Raw genomic sequence first — 20,817 nt, 5'->3', positions numbered from 1 at the left:
CGCCGCTACTCGGCCGGCACGAGCGTGTGCTGGAAATTGAAGGCGTCGGCGTAGATGAAGCCGGGATTGGCGCCGTTCTCGACGAACAGTTTCCTGGCGCTCGAAATCATCTTGGGCGAGCCGCACATGTAGATCGCGTGCTCGGAAAAATCGCCGATGTCCTCGGCGGCGACCTCCTGGACATAGCCTTGCCGCCCTTGCCAGCCCGGACCGGGCCGCGACAGCACCGGCACATACTGGAAATCACACAGACGCTCGGCCCAGGACTGGATCTCGTCATGCAGATAGAGGTCGTCCTCGGTACGCATGCCCCAATAGAGCGACACAGGCGGGCAGTCGGGATCGTCCATCAGCGATTCCAGTATGCTCTTGATCGGCGCCAGCCCCGTGCCCGTCGCTACCATCAGCAACGGGCGAAAATCCTCCTTGCGGCAGCAGAACAGGCCATGCGGCAGCTCGACGTCAAGCCGGTCGCCGGGGCCGAGCCGCGGCAACTGGCCCGCGGTGAAGTGACCGTCACGTACGCGTCGGATGTGCAGATCGACGGTCTTGCCGTTGGGCACCGAAGCCATCGAAAAGCTGCGCTTGTTGCCGTCGCCGAGCAGCACATTGAGATATTGCCCTGGCCGGTAGACAAGCTGTTCCGCGCCGGGAAGTGCCAGCGTCAGGTGCACGACGTCGCGGCCGACATTGCGGACAGACTGGATGGTCGCGGTATACCGTTCTGGAGCGGAGCACGGCTCCATCGGCCGTTCGGTCGAGATCAGCAGGTCGCTCTCCGGCCGCGCCTGGCAGGCAAGGGCGAAGCCCTCTTCCTCGTCCTCCGGGGACAGCGCCAGCGGGTATTCCTCATAGCGGACGCAGCCTTCCATCAGCCTGATACGGCAGGTGCCGCAGCCACCCTCGGTGCAGTCGTGCAGCAGTTGTACGCCCTGGCGGATCGCCGCCATCAGCACGGATTCCTCGGAGGCAACGGTAAACTGGTCCTCGGTTTCGAGGACGCGCACAACATGGTCCATCCATGTCTCCACTACGGTTGGGATGCGGCGCTGCCGCTTCGGTCACTTCTTGATGTCGGCCTGCACCATGACCTTGTGCCCCTTGGGCTCGAGCAATGCCGCAAGTGCTGCGAGTGCAGCTATGCCGCAGGCGATGTCCTGCTCGCCATTGCCGCCGCTCAAGCCGACGCCGCCGATGACCTCGCCATCGACGACGACTGGAAAGCCACCAACAAAGGCGGCGAAGCGGCCCTCGAAGCTGAGCTGGATGCCGAAGGCCTCGTTGCCGGGCAGTGCCGGGCCGTTGGGCGGGGTGGTGAACAGGTGCGTCGAGCGCTTGTGGCCGGCAGCGGTGAAGGCCTTGTTCCAGGCGATCTGCGGGCCGGTGACGCGCGCGCCGTTCATGCGCTCCAGCGCGATCGGGTAGCCGCCGTCATCAGCGATGCAGACAGTTTCGGGAACGTTGAGTTCCAGCGCCTTGGCGACCGCCGCGGCCACCATCACGCGGGCTTCTTCGAGTTCGAGTTTCAGGACCTGTTTCACGTCGGTATCGTCCGGCAATTGTTGATATTTTGGGCCACCGAGGGAACGCACGCGGCGTTGCCGCCCCGCGCGCTCCCACTGTGGCGGGATCAGGCGGCGAGCAGCTCGTCGAGCGGCAGTTCGGCCGCGACATAGTCGTTGTAGAGGGCGGTGGTGTAGAGCAGCCGCATCTGCGCGCCGACCTCGCAGATCTTGAGGCATCGCTGCTGCATCTCGACCGTGCGGGCATGCTCGAGCACGATCTGGTAGCCGCGCTCGCCATGGATCTCGTCGGAGACGATGTGCAGGTCGAAGAACTCGACCTCCTCGTCGGTAAAGCCATATTTGTCGCGCAGGGTCGGCGTCTGCTTGCGGTAGATCGACGGCACCTGGGATTCGAGGCCGACCACCAGTCCGGCAACGGCGACGATCGGATCCTCACGCATCGCCACTGCATAACACCAACTTTGCAGGGCGCGGGTGGTCGGCGACATGTTGTCGGGATCGCGCATCCTGTCGCCCGACGTGCCGCAGGCTTCGCCGAAACGGACAAGCAGATCGGTGTGGCGGTCGCCGCCGATCTCTTCCTCATACATGTTGGCGAGCAGGAAATCCTTGGCCTCGACATAGCCCTCCGGCATGCGGGCGTAGATGTAGCCGAGGTAGTCCGCGAACGGCCCGACATAGTGGTAGTGGTTCTCCGCCCAACGGGCGAGATGGTCGCGGCTGAGCTTGCCGCTGGCCCAGCCGACGCTGAACGGAGACTTGTTGGCGCTCTTGCCCTTGATGGCGTTTTCGAGCGCGGTGCGGAACTCGTCCGGGTTCATTGCAACGGTCATTCACTGTTCCCCTTGAGGTGTCGTCTGCAGGTCATTTTGGAATACTGTATACCAAAATCACCTGAGCGCAAGGGGCGGTAAAGGATACTCTGGGGTAGTGTGTCGCGCCGGACTGGCCATGCCGCGGAAGTTCCGCTAGCTTTCCTGCATCCGAAACATTCCGGTGAACCTTTTTGCGGCCAACAACGACCAAGCAGACAGGAGCCCGGCGGTAGCACCGGCCATGAACATCGCATCTGACCCCATGTCCGATCGTGATCTCGTGAGCCGCGTCGCAAACGGCGACCGCGCCGCTTTGCGGCTCCTGTTCACGCGGCACCACGCACGGGTCTACCGTTTCGTGGCGCGCCAGACGGGGTCGGAAGCGATGGCGGATGACGTAGCCAATGAAGTGTTTCTCGAATTGTGGCGCCAGGCGCCGAAATTCGAAGGCCGTTCGGAAGTCTCGACCTGGCTGCTCGGCATAGCGCGCTTCAAGGCGCTGTCATCGATGCGCAAGCGCAAGGAAGAGTGGCTTGACGACGACGATGCGGCTGCAGTGCCCGACGACAACGACACACCCGAAGTGGCGACGATGAAGCAGGACAAGGGTGCGGCCCTGCGCCGCCTCGTCGACACGCTCGCCGACGAGCATCGCACGGTCATCGACCTTGCCTATTACCATGGCAAGTCGGTCACCGAGATTGGCGAGGTGCTCGACATTCCTGTCGCCACCGTAAAGACGCGGATGTTCTATGCCCGCAAGAAGCTCGGCGAAGCCTTGAAGGCCGCCGGATATGACAGGGGGTGGCCATGAGCGCTGCCGAGAAGATGTCGCGCCGCGACGAGATCGAAACGCTGCTGCCCTTCTACCTGAACGGCACGCTCGAAGGGTCCGAACTGGCAACCGTGGAAGACTGGCTTGCCAGCGATCCCGAGGCACCCGCGGCCCTTGAAGCCGCCGAAGCGGAGTTCTCCGGCACGATGGCCGCCAACGAGGCGATCCGCCCGCCCGCCGATGCGCTGAGCCGCTTCTCGAAGCTGCTCGACGCCGAAGCCGGGCCGATGCGCGAGCCCCAGGCACAGTCGCTGCTGTCGCGGGTCTGGGAGCGTTTCATGGGCCTGCCGGTCGGCGTCGCCTGGGGTGCTGCAGCCGCACTGCTGGCACTGGTCATGGTGCAGTCGGTGCTCGAACCGGGCAGCCGCGGCAACGACGTCCAGGTCGCCGGCACCGGCGAGGACCAGGCGAAGCTGCCCTTCGCGCTGGTGACCTTCAAGCCGGACGCCAGGATGGCCGACATCGCCACCCTGCTCGGCGACAATGGTGCCTCGATCATCGACGGCCCGACAGCGAGTGGCGTGTTCCGCATCGCCATCCCGTCCGAGACGGTCGCCGACTATGACCGCATCGTCGGCGTCATTGCGGCGGCACCCTTCGCGGACACGGTGACGGCAGGAAGGAAACCGGCTGGATGACCACGTCAGGGCGAATTGCACGGCTCGTGCTGGCGGCGGCGGTGTTCGCCGCCACGCCTGTTTTCGCCCAGACCAACGACCCCAGCCTGACGCCGCAACAGCTCGACTGCCTTAATCAGACAACGGCAGCCGGCAACGCCAATTGCCTGCAGCCGGGTGGCCCGGCGCCTGGCGGTTCCACCCCAGGAGGCCCCTCGGGCGGCAGCGGCCTGCCCGGCGCCGTCGGGCTGCCCGAGCTGATCGTCGACCTGTTCCCCAATCCCGGCGATTTTCCCGGCGTCGCCTCGGGCAGCCAGCCGGCGACGCCGGTGCCGACACCCAACCCGCTGCGCGATCCCGCAGGCGGCGCTGCTGCTTCCGGCGGCGGGCAGGCCGGATCTCCGCCGCCGACGCCTCCTGCAGCCGATGCGACGCCGCCCGGCCCCGCCATCACCGCAGCACCGCGCGCCATCTCGGGCAACTTCGTGCCTGACGAGGTGTTGGTGACGGTTGCCGGCGATGCCGCCGACGCCCAGGCGCTAGCGGCCGCCTACGGCCTCGAAATCCGCTCGCAGCGCCAGTCGACGCTGCTCGGCACCAGCCTCGTACGCTTCGGCATTCCCGATGGCCGTCCGGTCGGCGTGGTGCTGGCGCAGCTCGCCGGCGACGGCCGTACCAGCGAGCGCGAGCCCAACCACATCTACGAACTGCAGCAGGCGGCAGCCGCTCCCAGCTTCGCCTTCCAGCGCATCTCGCTCGACGAGGCGGCGGCGAATGGAGAGAACGTCAATGTCGCAGTCATCGATACGGCCATCGACGAAACCCACCCGGCGCTCAAGGGCGCCATCGCACAGAGCTTCGACGCCATGCCGGGCGTTGCCGTCACCGCGCGTGACCACGCGACGTCGGTGGCCGGGCTGATATCAGGCACCGGCGACTTCAAGGGCATGGCGCCGGGTTCGAAGATCTTCCACGCCCGCGCCTTCGAAGGCGGCAAGTCAACGATGGAAATCATCCTCAACGCCCTCGACTGGGCCGCCGAGCAGGACGTCCAGATCGTCAATATGAGCTTCGTCGGGCCCAAGAACGCGCTGCTGGAGCAGGCGAGCCGCGGTGCGCGTGCGCGCGGCATGATCCTGGTCGCCGCCGCCGGCAACAACGGTCCGGGCGCGCCTTATGGCTACCCCGCCGCCTACAAGGGCGTGATCGCGGTGACGGCCACCGACGCCAAGGACGCGATCATGAAGCAGGCCAATCGCGGGCCCTATGTCTATATCTCTGCACCCGGCGTCGACCTGATGGCGCCCGTCGGCGGCGGCACCGACCTGGTCACCGGCACGTCATTTGCCGCGGCCGTCGTCAGCGGCGCAATTGCCAACCTTTTGCACGCCGAGCCGAAACGCAGCGTCGACTCGATCGAAAAGGCTCTGGCCAGCACCGCCACCGACCTCGGCGACAAGGGCCGCGACACCGACTTCGGCTTCGGGCTGATCAACACCAGGGCGGCAGAGGCGGCAAAGCAATAGGTGCGGCGTCACCCGGCGCAGAATTGCGCGATGCCATCGAAGCGACATGTCAGGAGCCACTGCTCCACCGAATTGCGGCACGGTGGCGTGGAATTTCCGTCGCTTCGCTGACAATTTACTTCGTTCATCATAATATCCTTGGCCTGTTGCAGGCAAAAAACGACAGATGTACATGGTCACCCCATGCGCAACACTTCGCTTTTCGCAGCTGCAAGCCTGGGATGCTTCATTGTCGCAGCCATGTCCCTGGCGTCACCGCAAGCCTTGGCCGTCAGTTCCTGGCCGCCATTCGAGAGGGCCACTTGTGCTCGCTTGCTCGACAGCTATCACGACAGCGGCGTGAAGCCGGCATATGGCACGCCGGAGTACAGGCGCTACGCCGAATGCTACTACATCATCTGCCGATCGCAGCTGAGCTGGTGATCGCATTGGCCGGAGACCGTGACGGCGCCACATTAAACAGAAGCCACAGCTAATATAGATTTAACTAAATCAATCTTCACCTTTCATAACGCCACGTCAGTGCGCGTCTTTATTTTCAACTGACAGTTGACGAAAATTCCTAGCTGTTGCAGTAGGCGATTTGTTCCGATCATTTGCTTCAATCAATTTTCACGCCCGGACGCACATCATGACCCGTAAGGTAACCTTGCTTGGCCTTTCCGCAATTGTCGCGGGCTGCACGACAATGTCGCAAGGCGAATACAAGACTGCTCAGACGGCACTTAGCGGCAGCCCCGCCCTCAAACGCGAGATCATGGCGAACTGCATCAAGCGTGAGAATGCACGCCCGGCCAAGGACAAGGCCGATATGGCAACGGTGTTCAACATCAACCCGAGCAACTATGCGCAAACCTTCTGCAAGCGCATGATCAACGGCATGGCCAGCAACCGCATCACCTACCAGGACTACCGCAATCTTGATTCCACCACCGCTGACAACAGCAAATTGATCCGCGTCCTGCAGGGGCGCTGATCTCAGCCGGACATAACCGCCGTTCGACAAAGCAACTGCCTTAAGCATGCCGCAATCTGACCTATAGCTCCGCGCCATCATGACCTGTTCTTTTGAGTCCCGCTAAAGCCCCGCTTCACGCATCGCGTGGACCGGGGCCGTGTTCAGCCAAACCGGTGAGCTCTTTGCTCGCCATGGTGGATGACGCCCGGTGCATTGGCGCTGGGACTGCGGACTCACAACTTCATGAATATCTCGAAGAAGGAGCGCAAAGCGCTCGAAGTGCTGTCGTTTGGCGGCACCATCATCCTGGAAAAAGACACCAGAAACCGACCACTGGAAGCGTCGTTCGTCACCCGGGAAGGTTGGTCGCTCGAGGGCGCCGGCCTCGCCGAATTCAAGGTGCTGAAGGCGAAGCGTCTGGTGGTCTCCCGCAACGGCGGCAACTACACCATCTCACGGGAAGGCGTGGTCAGCCTGCAGCAGGCACGTCAGGCGGCGAAGAAGGGATAGAGGGTATGCCAGGTATCGGATAAGCTAACGATGAGAGCGGGATTGCAGCTATGGCAACTGTCTATGCGATGGGCCTGATGATCGTTGCGCCACTGGCTGCGAGGCTGGCGACGATCCTGCTCACGTCTGGCGGAAGCCACCGCGTCATCAGTGCGGCACTCACATCGGGCACGCTGGTGGTGTGTGGGTATTTCCTGCTTACCGGCGTGACCAACTCCTGCGCCATCAAAGAGGGTGAGTGCGTCGGATCGACCGCCACCGCCTATCTTGTCGTCGTACTCTGGCTGATGTCTGCCGCTGCATGCCTGTATCGCGTATTCTCGGTCAGGCACCCCTCGTCAACTCAGCCTTAGAGGCAATTACCCGCCGACGATCCGTCGGTAAACCAGTCCCGCAAGGGCTATGTCCTGCAGGCCGACGCCGACTGACTTGTAGATAGTGATTTCGTCCTCGCTGGTGCGGCCGCGTGCCTTGCCGGCGAGGATTTCGCCGAGCTCGACGATCTTGTCCGAAACGAGCGCCGTGGGATCCGCGAGCACGAGATCGCCTGCCTCGCGTTGGCTCTGTTCGCGCCATTCGACGGCGACGAGCGAAGCACGGGCCATCGCCCGGTCGTCGAGCTCGCGGGTGTTGGGCAGGCTCGAGCCGACGGCGGCGATGAAACAGCCTGATTTGAGCAGGTCGCCCGAAAACAGCGCGGATGGCGAACGCGAGGCGGTGACCAGGATGTCGGCTTCCGCGGCCGCCTGTTCGGCCGTGGCCAGTCGCGTGGGGATGCCGCAGGCGGCTTCAAGTTCTACCGCCGATGCAGGATCGGACGAGCGGCTGACAAGCAGCACGCGCCGGAGCGGGAAGGCCTCGGCCATCTGCACCGCATGGGCCCGTCCGAGCGGACCGGAGCCGAAGACGGAGAGCGTCGAGGCGTCCGGCCTGGCGAGGTGCTGGGCCGATATGACCGAGCAGCCGGCGGTCCGGAGCCTGGTGATGGCGCCGGCATCGAAGGTGGCGAGCGCGCGGCCGTCGACCGAGGAGAACAGCAGGATGATGAAGGAAAACTGGCCTTTGATGGTGGTGTAGACCTTGGCGCCGACCACCTCCTGGCCGGGGATGACCGCGCCCAGGGTCGACAGCTTGACGCCGCCGGCCTCGCTGCGGATGCGCGCCTGCATCGCCGCCTCCTCGCGGCCGAAACGCAGAAAGGCATCGGCCAGCACCTCGCGCGCCTCGGCGGCGGAGACGGCAGCCTCGACCAGCTCGTCTGATATGTGGGGCAGGCTCATGGGACGACCGTCCTCGCGAGGATGCCGAGCGCGCCGAGGCCGGACATGGTGAGCAGCAGTAAACGCACGCCACGCGGCGAAAAATAGCGGTGGAACCGGCCGGAGACGAAGAAGCCACCGAGCATCAGCGGGAACAGCAGGATGCCAAGCCAGAGCTGCGGCAGGGTGAAACGGTCGACATATGCCAACATCAACAGCGACAGGATGGCGCCGGCGAAGAAGACGCAGCTGATGGTCGCCCGCATCTGGCGCGGCGGCACATATTGCATGACTATGGCAAAGGGCGGCGCACCGGACGAGGTAATCGTGCCCATCAGGCCGGAGGCGAGGCCGGCGATCGCCATGTTGGGGTGAGACGCCCTGACCTTCCAGCCGGCGAAGCTGAGGCCAACACCGGCGAGGATCAACAGCGCAAAGACGATCGAGAATGCATTGGTCGGCAGGGCGGCGAGCGTGGCGCCGGCAAGCAGCGTGCCGCCGGCACGTCCGGCCATCAACGTCGTCACGCTCGGCCAGTCGACGGCATCGAAATCGCGGAGCAGGCCGAGCAGTGCCAGGCCGGCGCCCAACACCAGCAGCGGCCCGGGCGCCATCTCGGGAAAGAACAGCACCGCGAGCGGCGCCGAGACCATGGCAAAGCCGAGCCCGCCGATGCCCTGGAGCAAAGCCGCGATGAAGACCATGGCGCCCATGCCGACGAGATGGCCCGGCACGAAGTCGCCGGGCATCAGCTCAGTCAGGGACTGGAGCATGTCAGGCCCCAAGATAGATGCTCTTGATGCGGCTGTAGAAGTCCATGACGCTGGCCCCGCCCTGCTCCTTGGCCGCCTGATTGCTCGAATGCTTGAGGCCGCCGAAAGGCGCGTTGAGTGACACACCGGTTGTCGGGCTGTTGACCTTGACGATGCCGTGCTGGGTCTCGCGGGCGAAGCGCAGCACCGACGGCAGATCACCCGTCACCAGCGACACGGCGAGGCCGTATTCGGTGTCGTCGGCCAGCTTGATCGCCTCGTCGAGGCTGTCGATCGGGCGCACCGCGACGACCGGCCCAAAAATCTCCTCACGCCACAGACGGCTGGTCTCCGGCAGGTCGGAGACGACGGCGGGCCGGACGAAATAGCCATGCGCCAGGTTCGAGTCGGCCTCACGCAGCGCATCGCCGCCAACGACCCGGCCGCCCTCTTCGCGGGCGATGCCGACATAGGCCAGTACCTTGTCGTATTGCACGCGGGTGGCAAGCGGCCCCATCTGCACGCCTTCTGCCATGCCCGGGCCGACCTTGATGGCGGAGGCCGATTTTTCGAGCCGCGCCACCAGTTCGGCATAAAGCTGGCGGGCGACGAGCACGCGGCTGGTGCCGGTGCAGGCCTGGCCGGTGAGCCCGAAGGCGCCGCGCTCAATGGTGGCGACGGCCTTGTCGATGGCGGCGTCGACCAGCACGACGGTCGCGTTCTTGCCGCCCATTTCAAGCTGGACGCGGGTGTCGGTGGAGAGCGACGCCGCGATCTGCCTGCCGACCGCATAGGAGCCGGTGAAGGTCAGCGCGTCGACACCGGCGCTTGCGGTGATCGCCTGACCGACCTTCGCGCCCTTGCCCTGGACGAGCGCCACGAGCTTTGGTGGCAGGCCGGCCTCAAGCAGCACCTCGACGAGGCGCTGGCCCATCAGCGGCGTGATTTCGGACGGCTTGAACACGACGCCATTGCCGGCGGCGAGTGCCGGGCCGAGCTTGCGGGCGGCCATCGACAGCGGGAAGTTCCACGGCGTGATGACTGCGACCACGCCGACCGGCTGGCGCAGCGACAGCACCAGTTGTGCGCTGTCGCTCGGGTAAGTCTCGCCATTGAGCCGCAGCGCCTCGCCGGCATAGAGGCGGAAGTTGGCGGCGATGCGCCGGGCCTCGTTGCGCGCCTCGGTCAGCGTCTTGCCTTCCTCGCGGGTCAGCTCGGTGGCGATCTCGTCGGCGCGTCGGGCCATGATGTCGGCGGCGCGGAACAAAACGTCGGCGCGAACCTCTGGCGACTGCGCCGCCCAGGCCGGCCAGGCGGCCGAGACGCCTGAGATGGCGGCAGTGACATCGGCAGCGTCAGAATCCGGGAACAGGCCGATGAGGTCGCGCTCGTCGGCGGGATTGCGGTCCTCGAAGGTGGTGCCGCCAAAAGCTGGCTGCCACTCGCCGGCGATGTAGTTCAGGTGTCGCTCTGTCATTGGTCGTTTGCTTTCGGGGAGTCGTTTGCTTCGGCGGTCGTTCTGCTTCGAGAATGCGCCTCGGCGCACCCTGCTCAGCGTCCTTTTGGCACCCAGGAGACGGCGACATCGCCGAGCACGAAGGTCTGGCAGGCCATGCGGAAACCGGCGGCAAGATCGTCTGAAGTCAGGTGGTTGCGTTCCTTGGGCTTGACGGCATCGGTGTTCTCGATGCCGGTCTCGATCCGGCACTTGCAGGTGCCGCACAGCCCGCCGCCGCATTTGAAGGGGATGCCCCCCTTCTCGCGCAGCGACACGCGCAGCAGATTGCTGTTTTCGGGCGCGGACACCTGCTTGTTGTCGTTGGTGATGAAGGTGATGTTGATCATCGGCGCGTTCGATGCTGTTGGCCGGTCAGACCAGCTTGAGCTGGATGTCCATGCTGCCGTAGGTGGTGAGCGTCTTGAGCTCGTGGCGGGCGTCCTCGACGGACGAGAATTTCTCGAACAGCTTGCACGGCACGTTGTTCTCGATCTGCGGCGGCTCGTCCTCGACGATGCGGATGCGCGTCTGGTCCTGGTCGGTCAGCTTGGCGATGGTGAAGCTGGCGCGCTTGCGGCCGTAGAAGATGTAGTCGTAGGTTTCGACCGGCTGCACGCCGGTGCTCATTTCGGTCCGGAACTCGCCCGGCTTGGTCGTCAGAACCACATACATATCGTCCACCTCATGCTGATTGCTGGTCACGCCGACACCACCGAAGCGTTGCCGGCAAACTGTTCGGGAAGTGCCGCGCCCCTCCGGCGTGGCGAACTCACTTTGTCTTGCGCAATTCCGGACGGAAAACCGCAGCTAGGCTTGCTCCGTCACCTTCTCCTGGCGGAGTTCGATGTCGTTCTTGATCCACAGCTGGCAGACGAGCCGAAAACCCTCGTCGATCTTGTCGCCGAGCTGCTTCTTCTCCTTCCAGTTGGGCGGGGGCAGGTGCTCGGCGCCGGCAAGGATGCGGCTGGCGCAGGTGCCGCATTTTCCCATGCCGCATTTGTAAGCGAGGTGCGGATAGGGAAACTGCTTGATGCCGGCGCGGACGACGAGGTTGGTGTCCTCCTTGACCTCGCCTGAGAAGGCCTCACCCTTGCTATGGATCACGACTGTCGGCATGTGCGTGCCTCAAACCCCGCCGATGCCGGCGAGTTCGGGTTCCATCGGCGCAACGCGGCCGAGCTTCACATCCTCGGCAACATAGTCGTTGTAGAGGGCTGTGGTGTAGAGCAGGCGCATCTGGGCGCCGACCTCGCAGATCTTGAGGCAGCGTTCCTGCATCTCGACCGTACGCGCATGCTCAAGCACGATCTGGTAGCCGCGCTCACCATGGATTTCGTCGGACACGATGTGCAGGTCGAAGAACTCGACCTCCTCGTCGCTGAAGCCGTAACTGTCGCGCAGCGTCGGCGTCTGCTTGCGATAGATCGACGGCACCTGGGATTCGAGGCCGACCACCAGTCCGGCAACGGCAACGATCGGATCCTCACGCATCGCCACCGCATAACACCAACTCTGCAGGCCGCGTGTCGTCGGCGACATGTTCTCCGGGTCGGTCATGCGCTCTCTGGATGTGCCGCATGCTTCGCCGAAACGGATCAGCAGGTCGGTGTGGCGGTCGCCGCCGATCTCTTCCTCATACATGTTGGCGAGCAGGAAATCCTTGGCCTCGACATATTGCTCAGGCATGCGGGAATAGATGTAGCCGAGGTAATCCGCGAACGGCCCGACATAATGATAGTGGTTCTCGGCCCAGCGCGAGAGATGGTCGCGGCTCAGCTTGCCGCTGGCCCAGGCGAGGCTGAATGGCGACTTGTTGGCGCTCTTGCCCTTGATGGCGTTTTCCAGCGCGGTGCGAAATTCGTCCGGGTTCATCGGCTTGGTCATGCGGTTCCCCTGTCTTCGATATGTCAAACTCGATTTAGAATACTGTATACCAAATTGACATCGGCGCAAGTCGCATTCTACTGTCGTGCAGGTGATCACGGCGACATGACGCATACAGTATGTTGCAAGGGCGATGATCGAAGGCCTGAACCAGGATTGGAACGACAGCGATGGACAGATCCGAGACACACGGCAACGCAGGCGTTCGCAGCGAAACCGCGATGGTGGCGACCGGGCACCCGCTCGCCGCCCGCGCCGCCCAGGACATGCTGGCCGCAGGCGGCACCGCGGTCGACGCGGCCATCGCCGCGGATGCAATCCTCGGCGTCGTCGAGCCAATGGCGACAGGCATCGGTGGCGACCTTCTGGCGATGCTGGTTGAACCAGACGGCCATGCCACCAGCTACAATGGCACCGGCCGCTCGCCGGCCGCATTGTCGGTCGAGGCGTTGGAAAAACTGCCGAACCGGCGCATCCCCGAACGACACGGACTGTCGGTCACCGTGCCCGGCGCGGTGCGCGGATGGTTCGACCTGCATGCCCGCTTTGGCCGCCTGCCCTTTGCCCAATTGATCGCTCCAGCCATCGCGCTCGCCGCCGACGGTTTTGCCGTCCTGCCGATCACCGCGCGCGAATGGGCCGTGTTCGAGCCGGTGATCAAGCTCGACCCGGTTGCAGGAAAACTCTACAGCGCCGGCAGCACGCCGCGCGAAGGCGAACGGTTCGCCAATCCCGAGCTGGCGGCAATGTTGCGGGCAATCGCCGCCGATGGGCCGGATGCCTTCTATCTCGGTACCCCGGCCCGCCAAGCAGCGGCAGCGAACCAGACCAGGGGCGGGCTGCTGACGGCTGAGGATTTCGCCAACCATCGCGGCGATTTCGTGCTGCCGCTCGAACGAAAGTTCCGTGACCTGACAGTGCTCGAATGCCCGCCCAACACCCACGGCATGGCCGTGCTCGACGCGCTGGAGGAACTCGATGCCTTGCCGCTCGACCGGGATGATCCGACGACCACGCGTGCCATGGTCGAAGCAGTCGGCCGCGCCATGGCCAAGGCCAAGAAAATCGTCGCCGATCCATCGGGCAACACGGTCTGCACAGTTGTCGTCGACAAGGATGGCCTGGCGGTGACGCTGATGAGCAGCATCTTCAAGCGTTTCGGCTCCGGCATCGCCGTGCCCGGCTGCGGCTTCGTGCTGCAGAATCGGGGCTTAGGCTTTTCCGAACCGGGCCACATCAACGGGCCGGGGCCGTCGAAGCGGCCCTACCACACGGTAATCCCGGCGGCGACGTTGAAGGACGGCCGCTTCCATGCCGGCTTCGGTGTCGTCGGTGGCGCCATGCAGCCGCAAGGCCACGTCCAGATGATGGTCCGTCTGGCCGCCTGGGGTGAGAAGCTGCAGCCAGCCATCGATGCCCCGCGCTGGCGGTTGGAGGGCGATATGGCACTGGCGATCGAACCGGGCACGCCGGATGCGATCGTCAGGACGCTGCGCGACGCAGGCTACAGCGATCCGGAAGGTGCCGGCGAACTGGCCGGCCGCAGCGATTTCGGCGGTGCGCAATTCGTTGTGCGCGACGAAGACGGCGGCCTGCTCGGCGGCTCGGACAAGCGCAAGGACGGCGTGGCACTAGGCGCCTGAGCCGAGCACCTGCAAACATCACTCTCAACAGCTTTGGGGACAAGGATTTGACCACATCATTCGATCGCATCGTGCTCATCACCGGTGCCGGCAGCGGCATTGGCGCCGAAACCGCCCGCCGGCTTGCAACCCCTGGCATTGGCCTGGTGCTGCACACACGCAAGAATGCCGAGGGGCTGGAGAGCGTCGCCGAGACCTGCCGGGCATCGGGGGCTGCGACCGAGATCGTGCTCGGCGATCTCGCCGATCCCGTTGTGCCGGCGGCAATGATTGCTGCCGCCCGCGCCCGCTTCGGCCGCGTCGACCAGATCGTTTCCAACGCCGCCCAGGCGACGCGCTCGACGCTCGGCGAGGTCGGGGCAGACGATCTGGCCCAGGCGTTCGAGACGATGCCGACTGCATTGCTCCGTCTCGTCAATGCAGCGATGGCCGACCTCGTCGCCTCGGCCTGCGGGCGCGTGGTGGTGGTCAGCTCGTTTGTTGCTCACATCTTCGGCACCGCCGAGATCCATTTTCCGGCGACGTCTGCCGCCAAGGGCGCGCTCGAGGCGCTGGCTAAATCGATGGCCGTGCAACTTGCGCCGAAGGGCGTGACGGTCAATTGCGTCGTGCCGGGCTTCACCCGCAAGGATCCGACCGGCCATTTCGCGGCGACGACCTCGGCACTGGAAAAGGCGATCGCCGTGACGCCTACCGGCCGGCTGACCGAACCGGCCGACGTGGCGGCGGCGATCCTGTTCCTGCTGTCGCGCGACGCCAGGCAGATCACCGGCCAGTCGCTGCATGTCGACGGCGGGTTGACGCTGCCGTGACCGCGCCCCGCCGCCTAGCGCAATTCCAGAAAAAGTGTGCCGCGGTTTTCCGTCCGGAATTGCGCAAGAACAAGAAGGTGGAGCGCTTCCGCATTTCGAGGAAGAGCGGAAACGCTTTAGCCGCCGAAACGCGAAGGCGCGAAGGCGGCGACCGGCACCGGTGGCTGCTCGTCGTGGAGCAGGCTGGCGACGACGGCACCTGTCATCGGGCCGTTGGCGAAGCCGATATGGCCGTGGCCAAAGGCGAAGATCAGCCTGGGATGGCGGGCGGCGCGGCCGATGACCGGCAGCCCGTCCGGCGTCGACGGCCGGCTGCCGAGCCAGGTTTTGCCGTCGACCGGCGTGGTGAAGGAAAGCGTCTTTCGCGCATCGGGTTCGACACCGTCGATCTGGGCATGCTCGGGCGGATCGTCCTGCCGCGCCAACTCGACACCGGTGAGCAGGCGCACGTTGCCGTTCATCGGCGACAGCACGTAGCCACCGGCAGCATCATAGACCGGGCGGCGCAGCTCAACGCCCTCGGCAAGGGCAAAATGGCGATGGTAGCCGCGCTCTGCCGCAAGCGGAAAACGATAGCCAAGGGTGCGAGCAAGCTCGGCCGAACGGGCACCGGCGGCGAGCACGACATGGCGACCTTCGATCCTCCGGCCAGCGACCATGACCGCCATGGTCTCGCCGGTTTCGAGGATGGCTTCCGCCTTGCCGGCGACAAGGACCGCGCCCCGACCTTCTGCCGCGTGCCGGTAGAGCTCGACAAGTTCGCCGGGGCTTTCGACGGAACCGGTGTCGGGAAAGAAGATGCCATTGCTGAAACGGTGGGCGAGATGCGGCTCGAGCTGGCGGATCTCATCCTCGCCGAGGCAGTCGATACGGACGCCGTTCTCTTTCAGGACCGCCTGCTCCAGGACGCTGGTGGCGAATGCCTCGGCGCTACGATAGAGGCGGAGCCAACCATTGCGCTTGATCAGATGGCGGCCGCCGACGAGATCGGCCAGCGCGACATGGCGGTCGAACGCCTCGGCGACCATCGGGTTGAGTGCCGCCGCAGTGCGGCGCCATGCGCCCTCCTCGGCGGCAAGCAGGAAGCGCACCAGCCAGGGTGCGAGATGCGGCAGCGAGCGCAGGCGGGCACGCACGGCGATGTCGCGGCCAAGCGCATAACGCGGCAAGCGCGCGCGGATGCCGGGTGCGGCCATCGGGAAGATCGAGCCACGGCTGAGCACGCCGGCATTGCCGAAGGATGCCCGGGCCTCGGCAATGTCAGGATCGATGACGGCGACCGCGAGACCGCGAGACTGCGCTTCGAGCGCCACCGACAGCCCGACGATGCCGCCGCCGACAACCACCACGTCGAACGGCTTTTCATTCTGCTTCACGCTGCCCACCCGATGCCCCGGTCGGTTCGATACCGGCCGATTCCAACAATGCATAACAGACGTATACTGATCAATTCCTATCTCTCAGCACCGGACGAAACATGCGCGACGTGACCCCACCTGCTCCCGCCTCCCAAGAGATCGCGCTGCCGCCTGAGGCAAGTGCTGCGGAAGCCGCCGATTTCGCGCGCGGCATAGCAGTGCTCGACAGGCTGGCCAGGCGCGTCACAGAGCTGGCCCGCACGCAGGAGCGAGAGGACAAACAATGAGCAGGCTGGAACAGCTTTCCATTGCGGAACTTGCCACCACAGTGACCCGCCGCGAGATCGCCGCCGTCGAGGTGACGGGCCATTTCCTCGACCGCATCGCGCGTTTTGATGGCGAGCTTTCGGGTTACGTCCATGTCGCCGACGAGGCAGCACTTTCGCAGGCACGGCGTCTCGACGCGCGCCTCGCGGCCGGCGAGACTGTCGGCCCGCTTGCGGGCGTGCCGATCTCGGTCAAGGACATAGTCGCGGTTGCCGGCATGCCCAACACCGGCGCCTCGCATTCGCGGCTCGGCCGCAGGCCGACGCAGGATGCGCCTGTCGTGCGCCGGCTCAGCGATGCCGGGGCGATCATCATCGGCAAGGCCAATTGCCATGAACTGGCCTTCGGCGGACCGTCCTTCGACCTGCCGTTTCCGCCGGCGCGCAATCCCTGGAACCCTGAGATGTTTCCGGGCGGCTCGTCGAGCGGGTCGGGCGTCACTGTCGCCGGTGGGCTGTGCCTGGGATCGGTGGCGACCGATACCGCCGGTTCGATCCGCCTGCCGGCGACGATGTGCGGCATGGTCGGCTTCAAGCCGGGCTTCGGCGTCGTTCCCGTGGACGGCATCGATGCGCTGGCCCATTCTATGGACCATTGCGGGCCGATCGCCGCGCGTGTCGACGACTGCCGCAGGCTCTATGCCGCGATGGCGGCGCACGAAATCGGGCCGATGCCTGCCGGCGACGCGCCGTCATTTACCGGCATGCGCCTCGGTGTATCACCTGACGCCTGGGGGCTGGGCGCCAGCCTGCGGCCCGAAGTGGTAACGGCAATGCGCAACGCGCTCGAGCTTTTCGCTGCCAACGGCGGCGAGATCGTCGAACTCGACCTGCCGCCGCTCGAAACCTTCCATGCGCCGGGCGCTGTGGTGATGATGGCCGAGATCGCGGCACATTACGGCGCCGAGGTGCGCGGCAATTTCTCCGCCTTTGGCGAAATGTTTCGCGGTCGCGCGCTGGTTGGTGAAAGTCTTGCCGCCGCCGACGTCGTCGCGGCACGGAAGCTGCGCGACGTGCTGCGCAGACGGGTCGACGCCAGCCTCGCCACTGTCGACGCCATGCTTTTGCCTGGCGCACTCGCACCGGCGGGACCGCTCAAGACAGTCGACAAGTTCTACTTCCTCGAGGAGCCTATCCCCAACATCCTGGCCAACCTGACCGGCCACCCGGCGCTGGCCTTCCCTTTCGGCAAGGCCGGCAGTGGCATGCCTCTGGGGTTGCAGATCGTCGGGTCAAGCGGGACCGAAAACCGCATCTTCGACATCGCCGCCATGTTCGAGCGCCTCGACGGCGATCTGGTCAGGCTGCCACCGCGCTATTTCAGCTGACGCCAGCCCCGCCGATCTGGCGGCCCACTCCTTGAACCACCGCAACAGTGGCGCCCGCCTGCTGCCCGCGTAACACTGCAGGCGGGCAACAGTTCAACATCGCTGCCAGCGAGAAACGCGATAACAGAACGTACAAGCAGTTCCTTGTTCGAAACGAGTATTGCCCAGCAATCTCATGCCGCGGTGGAGATCAGCCAAACAGGATAACGTCTCCCGCTGCACCAACAGGCTGGCGCAATTTGCACTCTTGTCGCCCAACACCAGCGCAGCCGTGGCTGTCGTCGCGATGTATTTTCCGCAGTCGTGACCGCCGGGAAAGGCGGAGGAACGCCGTCGTCCTTCTTACCATCGTCATTTTTGGTATACTATATGCAAGAAATTGCCAAAAAGAACCACTGGACCGATTTCTTGCGTGATATTCGTGAACGAAATTTCAGCAATCACGTTCTAAATTTTGTGCATTTTCAATAATTTATGGCGCCGTTTGGCGAATTTCAGAAACTCGACCCGGTATCGTCAGCAAAGTTGATCAACAATCGCTTGACAGTCGATTGCATACAATCCACTCTTCTGGCCGAGGGATGTGGCGGCCCACACTATCAGCGCAGCACAAGACTGCGCGCATCAGGTCGATTTTGTTGTCTTTGGCGAATGGGTGGACCAATGAACGTACTGACGAGACTGACAAGCAGCGCCGCCGTGGCGGCAATCATGGCACTTTCCCCGCTGTCGGCGCTGGCCGCCGACATCACCATCGCGATCGGTTCGGAGCCTTCGACGCTCGACCCGCAGGTGCGCGACGACGGCGGCGAGCGCGCGATCAACGACAATGTCTATGAGACGCTGATGGCGCGCACGCCGGACGGCGAGCTCATCGCCGGCCTTGCGGCCGCGGCGCCGACGCCGGTCGACGCCAAGACCTGGGAGTTCAAGCTCAGGCCCAACATCAAGTTCCACAATGGCGAGGCGTTCAACGCGGATGCCGTCGTCAACAGCGTCAAACGCGTCATCGATCCGGCGCTGAAGTCGGAGCAAGCCGCCTATTTCGGCACCATCACCGGCGCCGAGAAGGTGGACGACCTGACAGTGCGCATCATCACCTCCGGTCCGGATCCGATCCTGCCCTCGCGCATGTACTGGATGAAGATGATCCCGGCGACCTATGCGGCGGACGCCAAGTTCGCCGAGGCGCCGGTTGGCACCGGCCCATATAAGTTCACCAGTTGGAACCGCGGCCAGGACATCGTGCTGGAGAAGAACGCCGACTATTGGGGCGATGCCGCGTCGATCGACAAGGTGACATATCGCTTCGTAGGCGAATCCGGCACGCGCCTTTCCGGCCTGATGGCGGGCGAGCTCGATGTCATCACCAACCTTCTGCCGGAGTTCGCCCAGCAGGCGCCGAAATTCGCGGCCGTCAGCGGCCTCGAAACCAGCCTGATGATCGTCTCGACCGACAACGAGGTGACCAAGGATCCGCGTGTCCGCGAAGCGATGAACATTTCGGTCGACCGCAAGGCGCTGGCCGAGAGCCTGTTCGGCGGCTACGCCACACCGGCCAAGGGCCAGGTCGTCAACCCCAAGGCCTTCGGGTACAACAAGTCGCTGCCCGACTATGTCTTCGACGTGGACAAGGCCAGGGCGCTGATCAAGGAAGCAGGCGCCGAAGGCAAGACCATCAAGCTCGTCGGCGAGGCCGGGCGCTGGCTCAAGGACCGCGAACTGATCGAGGCCGTCGGCGCCTACTGGAAGGACGCGGGCCTCAACGTCGACATCAAGATCGAGGACTTCGGCGAGTACCTGAACCAGTTGTTCGACAAGAACACACGGCCGGATGCGATCTTCCTGTCGAACTCCAACGAGCTGCTCGACGTCGACCGTGAAATGACCGCCGTGCTACAAAGCAAGGCGAGTTCCGCGTCCAACAGCGACCAGGAAATGTCGGACCAGATCAGCGCCGCCAGGACCGAGACCGACATCGAGAAGCGCCAGGCCATGTATGACGCCATCACCAAGAAGGCGTACGATCTGTCCTATCTCGTCCCGCTGCTCAATCAGCAGGACATCTACGGCTTCTCCAAGCGCCTGGAATGGCAGCCTCGCGTCGACTCCAAGCTCCTGGTCAAGGAGATGAAGATCACGGAGTAACCGGAACGATTGCGGCTTCGAACAACACAACAAGCGAACCGCAACAGATACGGGGCCGGCTCGACGAGGGCCGAGCCGGTTCCGGCAAATGGAGAGGACTATGGGTGGTTTTCTGCTCCGCCGGATTGGACAAGGTCTGCTTGTCGTCATCGGCGTGACCGTGATCGTTTTCATCGCCACACGCATGGTCGGCGATCCGGTAAAGGTGATGCTGCCGCTGTCGGCGACCGACGCCCAGCGCGCGGCCTTTGCCCAGCAGATCGGCCTCGACCGGCCTATCGCCACGCAATTCGTCGATTTCGTCAGCGACATGGCCCGCCTCGATTTCGGCGACAGCCTTTGGCAGCGCCGGCCGGCCCTCGACGTGGTGCTCGAACGCCTGCCCAACACGCTGAAGCTGATCGGCGCCGGCCTCGGCCTGGCGATCCTGTTGTCGCTGCCGCTCGGCGCCATCGCCGCGCTCCGGCCCGGTGGCTGGGTCGACCGGACTACTGTCTTCGTCGGCCTGTTCGGCCTGTCCCTACCGCAATTCTGGTTCGGCCTGCTGATGATCGTGTTCTTCGCCGTCACCCTCGGCTGGCTGCCGACATCGGGCATGGGCGGTGCGCGCTACTACATTCTGCCGGCAATCACGCTGGCCCTGCCCTCGCTGGCCCGGCTGGTGATGCTGGTGCGCTCGTCGATGATCGACGAGCTGAACCAGCAATATGTCCGCACCGCCCGCGCCAAGGGCCTGCATTTCAAGCGCGTGGTGATGGTGCATGCGATGCGCAACACGCTGGTTCCATTCGTGACGCTGGCCGGCTGGGAGTTGATCAGCGCACTGGCCGGCTACACTGTCGTTGTCGAGACGGTGTTTGCCTGGCCCGGCCTCGGGCTGACGGCAATGCAGGCGATCCAGAAGAGCGACCTGTTCCTGCTCCAGGCCATCGTCTTCACCGTCGCCGTTCTGATCGTGGTCATCAATGTCGGCCTCGATGTCATCTACAAACTCATCGACCCACGGATAAGGTTGGCTTGAG

General features: G+C 64.5%; 23 protein-coding genes. 12 read left to right on the top strand and 11 right to left on the bottom strand.

Annotation, left to right across the window (positions count from 1 at the left end; all coding sequences use genetic code 11):
- Nucleotides 1–5: 5 nt before the first annotated feature.
- The 3 genes from Amn_RS02175 to Amn_RS02165 all read right to left on the bottom strand — a co-directional run bounded on the left by Amn_RS02175 (nt 6) and on the right by Amn_RS02165 (nt 2,359).
- On the bottom strand, nt 6–1,019 hold the full coding sequence (locus tag Amn_RS02175) for a 2Fe-2S iron-sulfur cluster-binding protein (protein WP_067954992.1): 1,014 nt from the start codon (nt 1,017–1,019) through the stop codon (nt 6–8).
- A 42-nt stretch (nt 1,020–1,061) separates the two neighbouring features.
- Nucleotides 1,062–1,541: a GlcG/HbpS family heme-binding protein gene (locus Amn_RS02170; RefSeq protein ID WP_067965788.1), complete on the bottom strand. Its 480-nt coding sequence runs from the start codon at nt 1,539–1,541 to the stop codon at nt 1,062–1,064.
- Between the two features lie 89 nt (nt 1,542–1,630).
- Nucleotides 1,631–2,359: an iron-containing redox enzyme family protein gene (locus Amn_RS02165; RefSeq protein ID WP_067954995.1), complete on the bottom strand. Its 729-nt coding sequence runs from the start codon at nt 2,357–2,359 to the stop codon at nt 1,631–1,633.
- A 223-nt stretch (nt 2,360–2,582) separates the two neighbouring features.
- On the opposite strand from Amn_RS02165, the gene Amn_RS02160 reads away from it, so the two are divergent.
- The 6 genes from Amn_RS02160 (at nt 2,583) to Amn_RS02135 (ending at nt 7,140) form a co-directional block, all read left to right on the top strand.
- Complete coding sequence (locus tag Amn_RS02160) at nt 2,583–3,155, top strand: sigma-70 family RNA polymerase sigma factor (protein ID WP_067965790.1); 573 nt, start codon at nt 2,583–2,585, stop codon at nt 3,153–3,155.
- Nucleotides 3,152–3,814: an anti-sigma factor gene (locus Amn_RS02155; RefSeq protein ID WP_154384533.1), complete on the top strand. Its 663-nt coding sequence runs from the start codon at nt 3,152–3,154 to the stop codon at nt 3,812–3,814. Before Amn_RS02160 ends, Amn_RS02155 begins: the two co-directional genes overlap by 4 nt.
- A complete protein-coding gene (locus tag Amn_RS02150) occupies nt 3,811–5,319 on the top strand; it encodes a S8 family serine peptidase (protein ID WP_154384532.1) in 1,509 nt (502 codons plus the stop codon). Before Amn_RS02155 ends, Amn_RS02150 begins: the two co-directional genes overlap by 4 nt.
- Before the next feature lie 631 nt (nt 5,320–5,950).
- Nucleotides 5,951–6,295, top strand: a complete 345-nt coding sequence (locus Amn_RS02145) for a hypothetical protein (RefSeq protein ID WP_157096948.1) — start codon at nt 5,951–5,953, stop codon at nt 6,293–6,295.
- Between the two features lie 180 nt (nt 6,296–6,475).
- Nucleotides 6,476–6,787 (top strand): YjhX family toxin, encoded by a 312-nt coding sequence (locus Amn_RS02140; protein ID WP_154384530.1) that lies wholly within the window; start codon nt 6,476–6,478, stop codon nt 6,785–6,787.
- Nucleotides 6,788–6,837: 50 nt separating this feature from the next.
- Nucleotides 6,838–7,140, top strand: a complete 303-nt coding sequence (locus tag Amn_RS02135; protein ID WP_286294439.1) for a hypothetical protein — start codon at nt 6,838–6,840, stop codon at nt 7,138–7,140.
- A 6-nt stretch (nt 7,141–7,146) separates the two neighbouring features.
- On the opposite strand, the gene Amn_RS02130 is transcribed toward Amn_RS02135, so the two are convergent.
- The 7 genes from Amn_RS02130 to Amn_RS02100 all read right to left on the bottom strand — a co-directional run bounded on the left by Amn_RS02130 (nt 7,147) and on the right by Amn_RS02100 (nt 12,180).
- Nucleotides 7,147–8,067, bottom strand: a complete 921-nt coding sequence (locus Amn_RS02130; RefSeq protein ID WP_286294438.1) for an ornithine cyclodeaminase family protein — start codon at nt 8,065–8,067, stop codon at nt 7,147–7,149.
- On the bottom strand, nt 8,064–8,819 hold the full coding sequence (locus tag Amn_RS02125; RefSeq protein WP_246340569.1) for a sulfite exporter TauE/SafE family protein: 756 nt from the start codon (nt 8,817–8,819) through the stop codon (nt 8,064–8,066). The genes Amn_RS02130 and Amn_RS02125 overlap by 4 nt, the downstream gene beginning before the upstream one ends.
- A 1-nt stretch (nt 8,820) precedes the next feature.
- A complete protein-coding gene (locus Amn_RS02120) occupies nt 8,821–10,275 on the bottom strand; it encodes an aldehyde dehydrogenase family protein (RefSeq protein ID WP_286294435.1) in 1,455 nt (484 codons plus the stop codon).
- A gap of 74 nt (nt 10,276–10,349) precedes the next feature.
- Entirely contained in the window at nt 10,350–10,643 is a 294-nt protein-coding gene (locus Amn_RS02115; protein WP_067955016.1) for a 2Fe-2S iron-sulfur cluster-binding protein, read from the bottom strand.
- Nucleotides 10,644–10,668: 25 nt separating this feature from the next.
- Complete coding sequence (locus Amn_RS02110) at nt 10,669–10,998, bottom strand: ferredoxin (protein ID WP_286294431.1); 330 nt, start codon at nt 10,996–10,998, stop codon at nt 10,669–10,671.
- Nucleotides 10,999–11,103: 105 nt separating this feature from the next.
- Nucleotides 11,104–11,412 carry a 2Fe-2S iron-sulfur cluster-binding protein gene (locus Amn_RS02105; RefSeq protein ID WP_067955019.1) on the bottom strand — a complete coding sequence of 103 codons (309 nt, stop codon included), beginning with the start codon at nt 11,410–11,412 and terminating at the stop codon, nt 11,104–11,106.
- A 9-nt stretch (nt 11,413–11,421) separates the two neighbouring features.
- Nucleotides 11,422–12,180, bottom strand: a complete 759-nt coding sequence (locus Amn_RS02100) for an iron-containing redox enzyme family protein (RefSeq protein ID WP_154384526.1) — start codon at nt 12,178–12,180, stop codon at nt 11,422–11,424.
- 170 nt (nt 12,181–12,350) lie between these two features.
- Between Amn_RS02100 and Amn_RS02095 the strand changes: the two genes are divergently transcribed.
- Nucleotides 12,351–13,823 (top strand): gamma-glutamyltransferase family protein, encoded by a 1,473-nt coding sequence (locus tag Amn_RS02095; RefSeq protein WP_286294430.1) that lies wholly within the window; start codon nt 12,351–12,353, stop codon nt 13,821–13,823.
- Between the two features lie 47 nt (nt 13,824–13,870).
- Entirely contained in the window at nt 13,871–14,635 is a 765-nt protein-coding gene (locus Amn_RS02090) for an SDR family NAD(P)-dependent oxidoreductase (protein ID WP_286294429.1), read from the top strand.
- A 116-nt stretch (nt 14,636–14,751) separates the two neighbouring features.
- On the opposite strand, the gene Amn_RS02085 is transcribed toward Amn_RS02090, so the two are convergent.
- The gene (locus Amn_RS02085; RefSeq protein ID WP_286294427.1) at nt 14,752–16,011 is read right to left on the bottom strand and encodes an NAD(P)/FAD-dependent oxidoreductase; all 1,260 of its coding nucleotides are present in this window, start codon (nt 16,009–16,011) and stop codon (nt 14,752–14,754) included.
- A gap of 101 nt (nt 16,012–16,112) precedes the next feature.
- On the opposite strand from Amn_RS02085, the gene Amn_RS02080 reads away from it, so the two are divergent.
- From Amn_RS02080 to Amn_RS02065, 4 genes are all read left to right on the top strand, one after another.
- The gene (locus Amn_RS02080) at nt 16,113–16,280 is read left to right on the top strand and encodes a hypothetical protein (RefSeq protein WP_154384523.1); all 168 of its coding nucleotides are present in this window, start codon (nt 16,113–16,115) and stop codon (nt 16,278–16,280) included.
- Complete coding sequence (locus Amn_RS02075) at nt 16,277–17,647, top strand: amidase (protein WP_067955029.1); 1,371 nt, start codon at nt 16,277–16,279, stop codon at nt 17,645–17,647. Before Amn_RS02080 ends, Amn_RS02075 begins: the two co-directional genes overlap by 4 nt.
- Nucleotides 17,648–18,310: 663 nt before the next feature.
- Nucleotides 18,311–19,795 (top strand): ABC transporter substrate-binding protein, encoded by a 1,485-nt coding sequence (locus Amn_RS02070; protein WP_067955032.1) that lies wholly within the window; start codon nt 18,311–18,313, stop codon nt 19,793–19,795.
- A 100-nt stretch (nt 19,796–19,895) separates the two neighbouring features.
- On the top strand, nt 19,896–20,816 hold the full coding sequence (locus Amn_RS02065) for an ABC transporter permease (RefSeq protein WP_067955034.1): 921 nt from the start codon (nt 19,896–19,898) through the stop codon (nt 20,814–20,816).
- The last annotated feature ends 1 nt before the right edge of the window (nt 20,817 follow it).

Source organism: Aminobacter sp. Y103A, from assembly GCF_030294925.1.
Taxonomy (GTDB): Bacteria; Pseudomonadota; Alphaproteobacteria; order Rhizobiales; family Rhizobiaceae; genus Aminobacter; species Aminobacter ciceronei.
Note: the sequence above shows the minus strand (reverse complement) of the source record. Positions and strands in the feature narration are given on the sequence as shown.